The 15,159-nt window shown below is 48.1% G+C and carries 14 protein-coding genes; 4 read left to right on the forward strand and 10 right to left on the reverse strand.

All coding sequences use genetic code 11. The features are described 5' to 3' along the window. Nucleotides 1-44: 44 nt before the first annotated feature. The gene (locus FT643_RS20505; RefSeq protein ID WP_156873292.1) at nucleotides 45-290 is read right to left on the reverse strand and encodes a hypothetical protein; all 246 of its coding nucleotides are present in this window, start codon (nucleotides 288-290) and stop codon (nucleotides 45-47) included. A 216-nt stretch (nucleotides 291-506) separates the two neighbouring features. Here FT643_RS20505 and FT643_RS23740 point away from each other — a divergent pair, with 216 nt between their 5' ends. Next, the gene (locus FT643_RS23740; RefSeq protein ID WP_255473987.1) at nucleotides 507-629 is read left to right on the forward strand and encodes a hypothetical protein; all 123 of its coding nucleotides are present in this window, start codon (nucleotides 507-509) and stop codon (nucleotides 627-629) included. Nucleotides 630-650: 21 nt separating this feature from the next. Here FT643_RS23740 and FT643_RS20510 read toward each other — a convergent pair whose 3' ends face one another. The 7 genes from FT643_RS20510 to FT643_RS20540 all read right to left on the reverse strand — a co-directional run bounded on the left by FT643_RS20510 (nucleotide 651) and on the right by FT643_RS20540 (nucleotide 9,772). Beyond that, nucleotides 651-1,517, reverse strand: a complete 867-nt coding sequence (locus tag FT643_RS20510; protein ID WP_204995685.1) for a phage integrase N-terminal domain-containing protein — start codon at nucleotides 1,515-1,517, stop codon at nucleotides 651-653. 838 nt (nucleotides 1,518-2,355) lie between these two features. Beyond that, nucleotides 2,356-3,204 carry a cation diffusion facilitator family transporter gene (locus FT643_RS20515; protein ID WP_156873293.1) on the reverse strand — a complete coding sequence of 283 codons (849 nt, stop codon included), beginning with the start codon at nucleotides 3,202-3,204 and terminating at the stop codon, nucleotides 2,356-2,358. A gap of 4 nt (nucleotides 3,205-3,208) precedes the next feature. Further along, on the reverse strand, nucleotides 3,209-3,631 hold the full coding sequence (locus FT643_RS20520) for an MgtC/SapB family protein (protein WP_156873294.1): 423 nt from the start codon (nucleotides 3,629-3,631) through the stop codon (nucleotides 3,209-3,211). Between the two features lie 47 nt (nucleotides 3,632-3,678). After that, nucleotides 3,679-4,158, reverse strand: coding sequence for a hypothetical protein (locus FT643_RS20525; protein ID WP_156873295.1), 480 nt, complete (start codon nucleotides 4,156-4,158; stop codon nucleotides 3,679-3,681). Nucleotides 4,159-4,253: 95 nt separating this feature from the next. After that, entirely contained in the window at nucleotides 4,254-7,364 is a 3,111-nt protein-coding gene (locus FT643_RS20530; RefSeq protein ID WP_156873296.1) for an efflux RND transporter permease subunit, read from the reverse strand. Nucleotides 7,365-7,376: 12 nt separating this feature from the next. After that, complete coding sequence (locus FT643_RS20535) at nucleotides 7,377-8,444, reverse strand: efflux RND transporter periplasmic adaptor subunit (RefSeq protein WP_156873297.1); 1,068 nt, start codon at nucleotides 8,442-8,444, stop codon at nucleotides 7,377-7,379. Continuing rightward, the gene (locus FT643_RS20540; protein ID WP_156873298.1) at nucleotides 8,444-9,772 is read right to left on the reverse strand and encodes a TolC family protein; all 1,329 of its coding nucleotides are present in this window, start codon (nucleotides 9,770-9,772) and stop codon (nucleotides 8,444-8,446) included. Before FT643_RS20540 ends, FT643_RS20535 begins: the two co-directional genes overlap by 1 nt. An 868-nt stretch (nucleotides 9,773-10,640) precedes the next feature. Between FT643_RS20540 and FT643_RS20545 the strand changes: the two genes are divergently transcribed. From FT643_RS20545 to FT643_RS20555, 3 genes are all read left to right on the forward strand, one after another. Further along, nucleotides 10,641-10,865 (forward strand): helix-turn-helix domain-containing protein, encoded by a 225-nt coding sequence (locus FT643_RS20545; RefSeq protein ID WP_156873299.1) that lies wholly within the window; start codon nucleotides 10,641-10,643, stop codon nucleotides 10,863-10,865. A 422-nt stretch (nucleotides 10,866-11,287) separates the two neighbouring features. After that, nucleotides 11,288-11,710 carry a DUF1249 domain-containing protein gene (locus FT643_RS20550; RefSeq protein WP_156873300.1) on the forward strand — a complete coding sequence of 141 codons (423 nt, stop codon included), beginning with the start codon at nucleotides 11,288-11,290 and terminating at the stop codon, nucleotides 11,708-11,710. Nucleotides 11,711-11,808: 98 nt separating this feature from the next. Continuing rightward, a complete protein-coding gene (locus tag FT643_RS20555; protein ID WP_456151664.1) occupies nucleotides 11,809-12,087 on the forward strand; it encodes a helix-turn-helix transcriptional regulator in 279 nt (92 codons plus the stop codon). On the opposite strand, the gene FT643_RS20560 is transcribed toward FT643_RS20555, so the two are convergent. Together FT643_RS20560 and guaA are read right to left on the reverse strand one after the other, a co-directional pair. Continuing rightward, nucleotides 12,050-13,267, reverse strand: a complete 1,218-nt coding sequence (locus tag FT643_RS20560; protein WP_156873301.1) for a tyrosine-type recombinase/integrase — start codon at nucleotides 13,265-13,267, stop codon at nucleotides 12,050-12,052. The genes FT643_RS20555 and FT643_RS20560 overlap by 38 nt on opposite strands. A gap of 308 nt (nucleotides 13,268-13,575) precedes the next feature. Then, nucleotides 13,576-15,141 carry a glutamine-hydrolyzing GMP synthase gene (gene guaA / locus FT643_RS20565; protein WP_156873302.1) on the reverse strand — a complete coding sequence of 522 codons (1,566 nt, stop codon included), beginning with the start codon at nucleotides 15,139-15,141 and terminating at the stop codon, nucleotides 13,576-13,578. Nucleotides 15,142-15,159 lie beyond the last annotated feature (18 nt).

Consider the following 15,159-nt stretch of genomic DNA (forward strand, 5'->3'; position numbering starts at 1 on the left):
ACCACACAACAGAGGGAAAGGAAGACTGGTAATAACAGAATTGTTTAGGCCATAATCGGCCGTATTAGGCGGGTCAATATTCGGTGCAAAAGCCGGGTCAAATTTAGATGCAAATTAACAATTGTGCCTTCGGCACTGATACTCAGGGTATTTTCCTCAATGCCTATATCGATATAGCCTGCATCGACAAACTCGGTTTCTCGCAACTTACTGAGAACGGATCGCACAACAGCTTTATCGGCATTGGCTTTGAGTTTCACTGCACCTCGCATTTCCAGGTACTCCATCATCTTTCTCCTCATCGTTGAATGAACAAGAGAAATATGTCCCTACGGGAAATCATTTCTCCCGTAGGGGTGGTATAACTGGCTAACGTATCAGCAGTTGCTTGTAACGTTTTCGGGCCATACCGATTGATTGGCAGCGTAACTGCCGGGTACTATTGAGACTGCAATAGCCACAGTGTGATTCGTCATGAGGTTTCAGCGTCAAGGAGGAACGCAGGCATGAGCCGAGTAGTCCTTGATGCGATTGATCATTCTCACCCTCTCAAAGGGGTTGCAGTGCTGCTGCAACCCCTGCTACCGGCGAGGGCGGGAAGGCCCAGCGGCCAGGGCAGCGCCCGTTGAGCGTAACTCCTGAATGATTGCTTACCGCCCGAGATACACCGCCGTGATTTGCTCACGCTCATGACCGAGCTCCTGAGAAATCGCCCAGCGAGCCACCTGATCATTCGCGCGTTCTTCTTCAGTGAGTTCACTGCTAGATGGGCCACCACAGGCGGGTGCCTGCTTTCCGGTGAGTTCGTAATATCGCTCTTGCGCATAGCGGTGACGCAAACCATGCAACTTGGATAGCCCTGCCTTTTGCGTCTCACGTTCATAGAGGCGCATTTGCTGAACATACATCAGGTGGGATGGAATCAATGAACCTTTCCCGGCTACCAATCGTGCCCGCCGGAGAACATCCCGCTGCTCGTCGGTTCGAATAGGAATTTCTCGTGCCCGCCCTCCTTTACACCAGGTAGATTTCAAACGAATGTAGGTATTTCGGTCTGCGTAGTCCGGACTGAACTTAATTGCTTCTTCCCGCCTCAGGCCAAAGGCTTTTTGCAGTTCCAGGCTGATTCTTAAATGTGGATCGCTGATTTTTTCGAGCAGCTCCTGATCCAGGTCACGCGCTTTCGACACGTTAGTGACAAAGACCCGAGAGTCAATGCCGTAATAGGCATTGTCCTTAGCAACTACATTTTGCTTACCGATTTTTTCAGCCCACCAACGCAACGCTGCAAGACGATTTTTGATCGTACCGGGAGTCAGCCCTTCTTCGAGGTATTTGGTGACCAAAGCATCGACATGCTTAGGCTTGAGAGATTTCGCCTCCATTCGCCGATAGCCCAATTCATTAAGATGATTCGCCATCGTTTGTAACAACTGAAAGCGTTCAGCTTGTGTGGCGCGACTGCCATCTTGATTGCGCTGACATAAATCCTTTAATTGATAATTGAGATCTTTCACAGACAACTCCTCGTCGAGAATTAAAGCGTGTTCACATTCTCGAAAAAGAAGATATGCTGAGTCGTTAGTTAACCTTTCAAGGCCGAAGGAAATAATCTTCAAGTATTTATTGATGCATCAATCTAATGCCAATCAGCCGACAGCTAAGTATTACCGGCATTGAAGCAAAAAAATTGATCGTGCGTTATAGATAGCTTCGTTTGTGTCTAATCGTTCCGGTCAGGCTTGTTGTCCGTTCTTCGCCTAAGACGACTGTTCTGAACGGACAAATTGCCCTATGGAACAGACGTGCGACCGTTCAGAACAGTCGTCTTCAAGCTGGAACAGTGCGGTGTTAAAGTTTCGGTCAGTGTTTATGACTGTCCAGCCACCACAGTGGATGGAGAAGCAATTTCAATAACTGATTGCTAACGTCACGGGACACCACTCCCACAAAACCTGAATAGCGGCATAACCAACAATGCCAATTCCCGGATGGGTACGACAGGGTTTCGTTTTCACGCTTTAGACAGTACTACTACTTTCATTTTTTCTTTTGCCAGGCATTTCTCCTTATTTATCTATACAACTAAGTGATAAGCCACTCATCGCGGTTGCGTGAATCAACTTGAAAAGCCCTTTCGAGCCGGTTTGCTATTGAGAGTGCAATAGCCACACATTGAGGTTTTAGTATCCATAAAGTGAAGAGAAAATACCCTGATAATGCTTTCGGCATGTCAGGAATATTTATAGAGATCAGTATTCATGGGGGTTAGCGATTTATCGTACCCCACGTCACTGCATTTGGTTGCAGTGACGTGGGCCTTAAACCTCAGGAATAAACTCTCATATTCCTCACCTATATTTCTTCTATAGTGCAATGAGTAATTCCGAAATTCTGTTTTAATGCTGACCTAACCGCCGATTTAATGGTAGCTCGATCAGTCCCCCTTAAAGATAAATGTCCTTCAAAAAACAACCTATTTTCATCCAGCTGCCAAACATGCACATGCTCTACCTGATCAACCCCTTCAATATCATTCAAAGTACATTTGATGTCATTAATACTGATCCCCTCCGGGACTGCCTGCATGAGAATCAAAATGCATTTTTTTAGCAATACTATACCGTGATAAATAACGTAGACAGATATGGCTATCGTCGCAATAACATCCACGACATACAGTTGATAAAGAATAATCATGACACCGGCGACAATCACCGCAACAGAAGCCAGCGCATCGGATACGTTGTGAATAAACGCCGCTCGAATATTCATATTTTCCCTAGCCCCAGCAGAATAGGTTAGAAATGCCGTCCCAATATCAATAACTAAAGCAAATCCAGCCACCCAAAACACTATCCAACCATCAATAGGTGTCGGATTAAAGAATTTGTTAAAAGCCTCATAGATCAGATAGAGGCCAATGACAATTAACGTTGTGCTATTAATGAGAACACCCAGAATCTCAGCGCGCTTATAGCCATAGGTCATGCTCTCATTCGCATTCTTATTGCCTATTTTTCTAGCGATTACAGCAATGACTATTGCTCCTGCATCACTCAAATTATGCAGGGCATCTGCAACTAGTGACAAACTACCGGATAACACTCCCCCGACTACTTGAGCCACCGTTAGTAAAATATTGATTAAAACAGCGATGGATAATTTCCGGTCTACCCCGTGCTCATGACTATGCATTCCCATTTTTCTATTCCTTTTGACTTAATATAGGCAGGTGATGGAGCGCCAATAATCCGAACAGCAGTACTGCAGACAGCACCGGTAGTAGTAGCATTTTGAAAGCAACAGCAAGGCCCACCGCAGCTGTTGCCCAAATCGTTGCGGCAGTAGTCAAGCCGCTTATCTTATCTTCGGACTTAAAAATAATGCCCGCTCCGACAAAACCTATTCCTGATACCACCTGAGCCGCGATTCGGGTAGGATCAGGCGCATCAACATGCATGGACACTAATCCGAAAGTGCAAGCTCCCATAGAAATAGCTGCATAGGTTCGAATACCGGCAGAATTTTTATGTAACTCACGTTCCAGTCCAATCAATGCTCCTAAAAAACCTGCAAATAGTAATCTGCCGGTCATACTAAATTCTAAAGCCCAATCCAGTTCAAACATTGAAGCTCCTTTAAAAGATAACCACCACTCCGCAGCTTGTTAAACGATTAATCCTGCTCGAGTTTTTCAGCTTGTAAACTAATTTTTTGATACACACCCAAGCCAATCATTAGAAATACCGATGTAATAATTAAAATTGCTGGGTAAATCAACAAAGTAATGTCTGCTGTCCCAGCCTTCAAAATATAGATCAGGCCCTCAATCCCAACGACGATCGAAATTATGACCATGATTTTGGTGAGCGCTTCCCTGGCCTCTTTAAGGGAATGCAATTGTTTGCTACGAACAACTTCTTCTTCAATCATGTATTTGGCAACGTCCAGAATGGCCACCGAAATGACTATCGCGCCTACAGAACTGAGCATCTTAGAGACAAAACCATCGCTCAGACCATCCACAGTTAATACATGAGCCAAAACTTCATAAACAGACCACCCCATAATAAGAAGAGCCATTAAAGTCAATGAAATGGCAGCGACAAAGTAAATAAATACAGAAATACGTTCAAATTTTTTATCTATACCCATTTCATTCCCCTTGGCCCAATACCGGGTTCAACTAAAAACCGCCACCCCAAACCTTCGGGTGCGGCGGTATAGCCTCTATATAACGTAATTATCCGTTATACTTTTTCACGCCCATGCGCCAACCGATACAGGATAGGTAGCACAAACAAGGTCAGTATGGTTGACGATACAATACCGCCAATCACAACCGTTGCCAGCGGTCGTTGCACTTCTGCACCGGTACCTGTGTTGAGCGCCATAGGCACAAAGCCCAGACTGGCAACCAAAGCTGTCATCAGAACAGGGCGTAGTCGAATTAAAGCACCATCGATAACAGCTGAGGCCAGGTCGCCCCGCTCATGCCAAAGATCGCGGATAAATGCTAACATCACCAACCCGTTTAGAACGGCGACGCCAGACAGGGCGATAAATCCTACCCCGGCAGAAATCGACAAAGGCATATCCCGGAGCCAAAGTGAAATAACACCACCGGTCAGGGCCAGCGGAACGCCGGTAAAGATAATGGCTGCATCTTTAAACGAATTAAACGCCATCACCAATAAACCTAGAATAACAACCAAGGTAATTGGCACCACTATCGACAGACGCTGAGTGGCCGACTCCAGTTGCTCAAAGGTCCCGCCGTAATCCAGCCAATAGCCGGCTGGTAGATCGACCTCTTGTGCAATACGGGTTTTAACCTCTGCAACAAAGGAACCGAGATCTCGTCCTCTCACATTGGTTGTGACCACAACGCGGCGCTTGCCGTTTTCACGGCTGATCTGGTTAGGTGCTGGTGCGATATCCAATGTCGCCACCTCAGAAAGCGGCACATAACCGCCATTGCGCAAGGGCACAGGCAGCTCGCTGAGTCCATCCAAGTCCCTGCGTATAGACTCAGGCAGACGAACGATCAATTCAAAGCGCCGGTCACCTTCAAAGATCAGTCCTGCTGGCTCACCACCGATCGCCGCTGCCACTAGGTCTTGCACCATCATCACATTCAGTCCATATCGGGCAATCGCCAAGCGTTTGGGCACCACCGACAGCATGGGTAGACCGGATACCTGTTCTACTCTCGCATCGGCTGCCCCCGGCATGGATTCGATCACGGTTAAAATCTCTTCAGCTGATACCTCCAGCTGCTCAAGATCGTCGCCAAACACTTTAATCCCCAAATCGGCACGCACACCAGAAATCAGTTCATTGAATCGCATCTGGATCGGCTGTGTGAACTCATAGTTGTTACCCGGTAATTGTTTAACCGCCGCCTCAATCTCCCTGACCAACTCCGTCTGAGTCATCGTTGGATCGGGCCATTGATCGCGCGGCTTCAGCATCACAAAGTTGTCCGCTACATTAGGCGGCATGGGATCGGTAGCCACTTCAGGAGTGCCAATTTTGGCAAACACCTTATCCACCTGAGGGAACTCCATAATCCGCTCCTCCAGCTGAAATTGCATACTGACAGCCTGCTCCAGGCCAGTACCGGGTATACGCATAGCGTGCAGAGCAATATCACCTTCTTTAAGTTGTGGGATAAACTCAGAGCCCAGTGTTGTTGACAACCAACCGCTGAAAACTACCAGTGATAACGCCGCTGACAACACCCACCAACGCAGTTTCATCGCCCCTTTTAATGCCGGCTCATATAAGGATTTAGCCGCGCTAACAACACGGTTTTCCTTTTCACTGATATTACCCGTCATAAACACGGCAATGGCTGCAGGTACAAGCGTCAGCGATAGCACCAAAGCCGCCAGCAGTGCCATGACTACTGTTGCCGCCATAGGGTGGAACATTTTCCCTTCTACACCTGTGAGGGAAAATAGTGGTATATACACTACCGTGATAATCATTACACCGAACAGGCTAGGCCGGATGACCTCATTAGTCGCTTCAAACACCAACTGCAAGCGCTCTTTCAACGGCTGCTTGCCACCGTTTCTGCGCTGCGCTTCAGCCAGACGGCGAATCGCGTTCTCAACGATGATCACCGCCCCATCCACGATCAGGCCAAAGTCCAGCGCACCCAGGCTCATCAGGTTCGCCGACACGCCAGCTTTAACCATGCCTGTGATAGTCGCCAGCATCGCTAGCGGAATCACTGCGGCTGTAATCAAAGCCGCACGGATATTACCCAGCAACAAGAACAACACCGCGATAACCAGTAACGCCCCCTCCACTAGGTTTTTCTGCACGGTACCAATGGCTTTATCCACTAGCACTGTGCGGTCATACACAGTGTCCAACTTGATACCGTCAGGAAGAGTTTTCTGTATCTGCTCCAACCGCTCAGCAACTGCAAGGGCAACAGTCCGGGAGTTTTCACCCACTAACATCATAGCGGTACCCAATACGGTTTCTTTGCCATCGCGGGTAGCAGCCCCGGTGCGTAATTCCTTGCCGATCGCTACACCGGCAACATCAGCAATTTTTACAGGCACACCGTCAATGTCTTTGATGACGACTTGCTCGATATCGACAATCGCCTGTAGCTGCCCTGGCGAACGCACCAACAACTGCTGGCCGTTACGTTCAACATAACCGGCTCCACGGTTGTTGTTATTGCTGCGAAGAGCATCACCAATGTCGTCCAACGATACACCAAAAGCCAACATCGCCTGTGGTTTGGGCGTAACATGGTATTGCTTATCATAACCACCGATGGTGTTGATCTCGGTAATGCCTGGCACAAGTGCCAGCTGCGGCTTGATAATCCAGTCCTGAATTTCCCGCAATGCCGTGGCATCGTAGGGGCTGCCGTTGGCCTGTACCGCACCAGGTTCAGCTTCCACCGTGTAGGAAAATATCTCGCCCAAGCCGGTCGCGATAGGCCCCATCGATGGCTCAAGGCCTGGCGGCAATGAACTCTTGATAACGCCCAGTCTCTCATTAATCAGATTGCGGGCAAAATACAGGTCGGTTCCTTCTTCAAACACCACCGTGACTTGCGACAAGCCATAACGGGATAGCGAGCGAGTATAAGAAAGATTGGGGATACCCGCCAAAGCAGTCTCAACCGGATAGGTAATACGTTGCTCAGATTCCAGCGGGGAATACCCAGGTGCTTCAGTGTTAATCTGCACCTGGACATTGGTGATATCGGGTACTGCATCGATGGGTAGCTGTTGGTAGCTCCAAATACCAGAACCTAACAGCACCAGTATCAGGGATAGCATTAACCAACGCCTCTCGATCGAGAGGCGCAAAATTGATTCAATCATGATTACGTCCTCTTAGTGATCGTGGGAAGCGCCGGATTTTTCCAAGTCGGCTTTGATCAGATAGCTGTTTATGACAACATATTCGTCACCAGGCTTCAGTCCATCCAATACCTCAGTAAAGCGGCTGTCACTGCGACCCAGTGTGACCGGTCGTGCTTCGTAGCGCTCACCTTCTTTGACAAAGACAACCGTGCGGTTTTCAAACGTTTGTAAAGAGCGATTGTCCACTCGCAGGGAGGCTTGTACTTGCTCCACGCTCACCAGACCTTGTAATAACAATCCAGGAGTCCAACGTCCTTGCTTATTATCAATAGCTGCCCGAGCCAGAACAAACGGTTGACCACTGTCGCTGGGAATCAAGTGTTTGATCGTGGACGTTGTTTGTTCAGATTCCACTGACATGGTGACCGGCTGGCCTAAGGCGATACGGCTCATCTGGCCAGGGAATATCTGGAACTCCGCCCAAACCTGATCAAAGTTAGCAACCGTGAACAGTGCCTGCTCCTCCGTCGCTTCACCCTGTGAGGCATGACGAGCCGTAATAATCCCTGAAAAAGGCGCCTTTAAAACATAGCGCTTGAGACTTTCATTCGATTCCACCTCTGCCAACTTTTGCCCTTTTTCGACACGCTCGCCGATACTGACGTTTACCTGTGTAATCGTACCGGGAAAGCGTGCACGAATATGACTGATACGCCCCGGGTCGGCAATCACCCGACCATAGACGGTCAGCGTCTTGTTGATTTCACCAGGACCTGCAACGGCGGTGCTAATACCAGCTTTGCTAGCCATCGCGTCAGCAATTTCAACAACGCCTTCTTGATCTTCTAGATCACCCCCCTCATGACCATGCTCCTCATTCTCTTCTTCATGACCCTCTTCATGGTCATCCCCCTGATGCTCTTCATGGTCATCTCCCTGATGCTCTTCATAATCCTGCTTTGCATGGTCATGTGACTCATGCCCGTGTTGCGCATGGTCATCACTTTCACTGTTGGCGACCAGGCTCACTGTGAGCAACGCTACAAAACCGATGACCAACCCCAACGAACCCTTTTTTTTCAAAATACAAATATTCATTATTTAGCTTCCTGGAAATTGGTGAAAGAATATTGCTCTACCGTCAGCGGTTCTGCGGTAAGTTGTTCAATGTCCGCGCCATAACGCAAAGCGGCGGCGGCGGCATCAATCAAGGTTCGACGCGCACTTAACAACTCTTGCCTGGCAGACACATAATCGACATAGCTATAACGTCCACGTTCATAAGCCTGCTGCGTTCCCTCCAAGGCCTGCTCCAGTGCAGGAACAATGTTCTTACGTAAATCGTCTACGGTGTGAATAGCCTGCTGCCGATTGCTATAAGCGCGATACAGTTGCGCACGCATCGCCAGCAAAGCAGCCTCTCGCTGTACAGAGATCACATCACGAGCGGCTGTGGCTGAACGAATCGCTCCGCTATTTCGACGTCCGGAAAACAAAGGGACGGAAAATCCTGCAACAACAGCTGTGTCATCCGTTTCCTGAAACCGCCGCAATCCAACCGACCAGTTCACATCGCTACGACTCTGGGTCTTGGCCAACCGTAATTCGGTTTCCTTTAGTCGTTCCTCTGCAGCAAAAACCTGAATCGCCGGGTTCAGCTCAACACGTTCATACAGCGCTTCGAATGCCACATCCTTACTAAAACGGTACAAATCACCTTCAGCCCGATTAAAATCCGGCCTTGTCTCTCCCCAAAGTGTACCCAAAGCTACGTTGAGGTAACTCAACTGTTTCTTTTCTGCTGAAACCGTAAGGTGAGCCTGAGCTGCGGCTGCTTCGGCACGCTTAACTTCAGCATCCGGTGACGCGCCAGCCTTAGCCCTTGTTTTGACTGCCACCAATGCGTCCTTCGCCAGCTGATCCGCTTTCTCCGCCAAAGCCACTCGTTGCTGTGCAGCTAACACATCAATGAAACGGCGCGTAACCTCACCCGATAAATCCAAAGCGTCTGCTTGCCTTTGAGCTTCAAACCGACTGAAACCACGATTGACAACCTCGACTCTCGCATCCCGCTTTCCACCCAACTCTAATGCTGATGACAATGAGATCGTCAGCTCCGCCTGGTCAAACCCATTAAAATCGCCCGAACCCGCAAAGTTCTCGGCCCCAAAGTCCAGTTCATAGGCTGGTCGGAGCTCGGCCGTAGCCAACTCGCCTTTCAGCGCTTGCTGACGAAAATCAAAAACCTTCAAAGACGGATTCTTGACCAGGGTACGTTGTATCGCAGTTTGCAATGTGATTGTGTTCTCTGCTGCCTGCAATGAAATAACGGGCAGCATCAGCAAACCGATTAGGGCAAAGCCGACTCCTAACCTTTTTCGGTTGCTTCGGGGCGCAACTACGGCCCCATGTTCAATACTTAGCATGGTATTAATCCTACATAAGCGTGACAAATCAGGGCATCATCGCTCTAACGGCGATAAACCCAATAAAAGACTGTGCGTAGGAGACTTGGGGAGGACGGTCTAGCGAAGAAGGAATGTAATTAGGCTTAACACTGCTTAGACTTAATAGGCGAACTTTGCCTTTCGCAGAGACATGACTGAATGTGGGTGTGACAATAGAATTGAAATGGGGACAATGATTGTGGTGGCAATCTATCGAATCTGCTGAAGACAGACCTGCATCTAATTGGTCTGCAATACTATTACCATCTTCGGTATCGGTAAAACTGTGATATATCCCTTGTGGGTCTGTATCTGAATGATGTTCCTCATGAGAGTCAGCCACAGCCAACACTGACTGCAGAGCAATCAGTACGACTAACATGTAAGGCACCCATTTTCTCATGACACATCTAATAACTGTTAAAGGACTTTAAAGAAATAGCTCGACCACTTACGACAAACTAAACTTTTTTTAGTTCATCATATATTACCTAATTTGTCAATTTTAGCCCTATCATGCACCTACTCTTAGCCTTTATTTTCATACTAGAGGTTACTTACAATCAAAAGTCGGCTCTCATCTAGGACCGCGGCTGACTAACTTTCAACGATACCCGCACACTAGAAAAATTTCTGCAGATTAGACCCAGTGTAACCATTGGGCGACTCATCACACCTTGTGACTGTATGTCAATACAGTCACAAGGTGTGATAGATCCTATAAAAGCTCGATTTCAATAGATAGCACTCATGCTTGAAATATATTTCTTTAAGGGCTGAAAACAAAAGTATGACTATCGACTAACTATATCGCTAATGTGCTCGTGACTCTTTCGGGAACCAAAATATGAACAACACCACAGCGGCTATTACTGACCGTGAACTCACCACCAAAGAGGCAGCTTCCCTACTCGGCCTGTCGCCCAGCACACTGAGAAAATGGCGCTGTACTGGAGAGCGCCCGGAATTACCCTGGTGTAAGCGGTTTCGCAAGGTTTTCTATCTGGAATCCGAGGTCATTCTTTTCAGGGAAAAAAATACTACATCCAATTGCGATGAAACCTACGTCTAGCTGTTATTTCAACCATTCTGGAAGTATCTTGATTTAAGTATGTTGGCGTTTACCGAGCTTGGCCGGGTTCGCTAATCGCTCATTCCCCGTTGGGGAACTGCCGCCCTATCAATCCCTAACGCTTCAGCCCTCCAGGCTGCAAAATCATCGAAACAGTTTTCCTCACCTTCATCCACCTCTCAGCCAAATATCAACCCAGATGCTCAAGCTACTTTGCTAAGGGGCCTTGCCCCTCGCGCATTGCAAGTGCAAGGCTCCGCGCTTCCTCACCCGTTCAGATTCCTTCGCGTTGCTCAGTCACTTAGCTGCGGCTTCCGGTGAGCCACTGGCCATTTGCTACCCCCACGCTTCGCCAGCGGTGCAGGAGCGCAGACGGGTGCTGCGCTCGTTAAGCACAATTCACGAACTCAAGGGTAACCATTATGAGAAAGACCATTTATGAAACTAACTATGACCGGCTGATTAAACTGGGTGTTATTACTAATGAGAGGGCTGTACCCAATCAATGTCGCCGCAGTCAGGTGGCGGGGTTAATGGATTGGGTGGTGGAGCGTTTACCCCATCTGGACGGTGTTTCAGGCAATGATGAGGGTATTGCGGTGTCACTGGCGCATTACTTTGAGCAGAACGGCGATCTATGCAAAGATCCGGAGATGATTGTACTTATCTACCCATCTCAACGAATGGCAGAAGCCTTTACCTTTGAAATGTCGATACCGCCTATCTATCAGCAAGTCTTTCCAGAGCCTGGCAAGTTCCACCCTCAACAGCGTAAAGAGCTTAATTCGTTTCTTCGGCAATGGCTGAATAACCTGATTGCACAGCAGCATTCCCTATCAGAATAATTTTTTATCGCATTGAAAGATTTGCAACGGAAAGTCGATACATGAATTGTTAGTGTTCTCGCTCGACATCCGTAAATTGAGTAGATGGAATAATAGCCGTGGGTAACACCAGAGAAACCAAGCATCGGGATAATGGAAGCACCTTGAATTCAGGAAAGACGCTGATCAACCGCAGAACATTATTAACGATGATTCCGCTCTCAGATCGCACCATCTACAATCTGGAAAAACGCGGCGAATTCCCTCGCCGCATCGTATTAACAAGCCGCAATGTCGCATGGGATTTAGCGGAAGTAGAAAATTGGATTGAAGAGCGTAAACAATCAGACGCTAAAGCCATCAGGCCTGGTATGCCTCTACTTCTCGGTTCTCGCTAGTCCATTCATCAATCATATTCGCCCAGTCCTGTAACATTTCTGTTCGCTGTTCTCGGTATTCCGCTTTATTGTAAATTGCCCTAACTCCCTTCTGTTCATGGGCAAGACTTTTCTCTATCCAATCCGTGTTGTAACCAGCCTCATGCAGCAGCGTACTGGCTGTCCTGCGCAAATCATGAGGACCGAATTTAGCAAGCGACTTTCCATCTTTCTGAGCAGCTTTGTAAGTATATGTGAGCACCCTATTTAGCGTGGCATTGCTCATAGGTGTATCCGAATCATACCGCGAGGGAAGCACATACTTTGAACCAGCAGCAAATGTTTTCAATGCAATAAAGATATCCATTGCTTGTTGAGATAAAAAAACTAAATGAGGCTTACGTCTTTTCATGCGTTCTTTCGGAATAGTCCAAAGCGCTTCGCTAAAATTAATTTCATCCCAGGTTGCATTGGATAACTCTGACTTTCTCACTAGAGTGAGCAACAATAGTTTAATCGCCGCGCGGTATTGAGGTGATGTCCCTATTCGATTCATGTACTTGTACATCAGATCAATTTCAAACGGTGTTAATGCTCTTTCACGCGGTACAAATTTAGCTATAGTGGTTGGACGTACCATTTCAGCCGGATTCTCTACATTCTGTCCTCGCTCAATCGCCCAACGATAGACGTTTAAAACGACTTCGCGCGCATGAACAGCGGTTGCTGGAGCACCCCGCTCAACTATTGCGTCAGTCAAAGAGCGTAGATCTTCATGGGTAATCTCAACCAACTTCTGATTTCCAAAAACCTTCTTCAATTCTCGGTGATAGACAGACTTGCGCATATCGCGGGTTGAATCCGCCATCTGATACCCACGCAGCCATTTATCTGCCCAAGCACCAAATGTTTCGGCACCTTTCACCCGCGCCCTATCGCGTGCCTTTTCTCTCGCAGGAGACTTACCAGAAGCAATCATTTTCTTTGATTCGTTAAGACGCTCTCTAGCCTCTGCCAAGCTAATACCACCCACGCCATAGCGCCCAAAAGTCAGCGTTTCTTGGCGACCATTTAATGAGTAGTTGTATCTGAATGAGACTGTACCAGTCTTGGATACAGCGACGTAAAGCCCATCGCGGTCAACAACTTTGTACATTTTGTCTCTGGGTTTCAGGTTTCGAAGCTTGGTATCAGTCAACATAAAGGTACCCTCTCAAAACGCCCCAAATACCATGATAAAAACTAGCGATTTTTAGGGTGTTTTTCTTTTAGATAACAAAGAGTTAACGAAATCCAATACCATGAAGACCTTAAAAATCACTGCATGGTATTGTCTTTGGTCATCAACATTGAAAAAGACGATACCATGGAAAATCCCATGAAAAAAGTTTGCTTGGCGGTGCTAGAAGGTGCTTGAAATCACCATGCCTAGAAAGAAAAAACCCATTGCAAACAATGGGTTATAGTAGGTTTACTGCTTGTAGGTGCCTGGTGTTGCCAGACGTCGAATCATTCCCACTCAATCGTAGCCGGTGGCTTCGAAGAAATATCATAAGTCACCCGCGATATACCTTCGATTTCATTAATAATCCGGCTGGATACTTTCTCTAATAATTCATAAGGCAGATGCGCCCAGCGCGCCGTCATAAAATCAATAGTTTCCACCGCACGCAATGCCACCACATATTCATAGCGACGACCATCACCGGTCACCCCCACGGATTTCACTGGCAAAAACACGGCAAACGCCTGACTGGTTTTGTGGTAGTAATCGGCTTTGTGTAATTCTTCAATGAAGATATGATCCGCTTCGCGCAGGATATCGGCGTATTCTTTTTTCACTTCCGCAAGAATGCGCACCCCCAGACCGGGGCCGGGGAATGGATGGCGATACACCATGTCGTAAGGCAGGCCCAGTTCCACACCGATTTTACGCACTTCGTCTTTGAATAATTCCCGCAGCGGTTCCACCAATTGCATTTTCATATGCTCTGGCAGACCACCCACGTTGTGGTGGGATTTAATCACATGCGCTTTGCCGGTTTTGGATCCGGCGGATTCAATCACGTCCGGATAAATGGTGCCTTGTGCCAGCCATTTAATCTCGTTTAATTTACTGCTTTCTGCATCGAACACGTCAATAAACGCATTGCCGATGATTTTACGTTTTTGTTCAGGGTCCGCCACACCGGCAAGCTTGCTCAGGAACAGATCTTCGGCATCCACCCGGATCACGCGAATGCCCATGTGCTGCGCAAACATTTCCATCACCTGGTCACCCTCCTTGAGGCGTAACAGGCCGTTGTCGACAAACACACAGGTAAGCTTGTCGCCGATGGCTTTGTGTAAAAGCGCAGCTACCACTGAGGAATCCACACCGCCGGATAAGCCCAGCAGTATTTCGTCGTCACCGACTTGCTCCTGCACCCGGGCCACCATATCGTCGATGATATTGCCCGGCGTCCACAAAGCATCACAGCCGCAGATTTCACGTACAAAGCGTTTCAGGATTTCACCGCCCTGCCTTGTATGCGTGACCTCCGGATGAAACTGCAAACCGTAAAGGCGTTTCTCTTCGTTGGCCATGGCGGCAATGGGTGCGCTGGCGGTTTCCGCAATGCAATCAAAACCCGGTGGCAACTCCACCACTTTGTCGCCGTGGCTCATCCACACATCCAGTTTTTTTAAACCGGCGTGATCATCCAGACTTTCCAATAAAGGCGAATGGTTCTTAGGGGACACTTCCGCATAACCGAATTCACGATGCTTGGACGCTGCCACCTTGCCACCAAACTGGGCCGCCATGGTTTGCATGCCATAACAAATGCCCAGCACCGGCACACCTAACTCGAACACCACCTGGGTGGCCCGCGGGGTATCGTCACTGGTGACGGATTCCGGCCCGCCGGACAGGATTACACCCTGGGGATTAAACTCCCGGATCTGTTCTGCATCCACATCATTGGCCCACAATTCACAATAAACTCCGATTTCCCGCACCCGCCGGGCGATCAGTTGGGTGTATTGCGAACCAAAGTCCAGAATCAAAATACGCTGGGCGTGAATATCAGTCATGTTGTGCAGAACTTCCCG

This window comes from Ketobacter sp. MCCC 1A13808 (assembly GCF_009746715.1).
In the GTDB taxonomy this organism is placed as follows: Bacteria; Pseudomonadota; Gammaproteobacteria; order Pseudomonadales; family Ketobacteraceae; genus Ketobacter.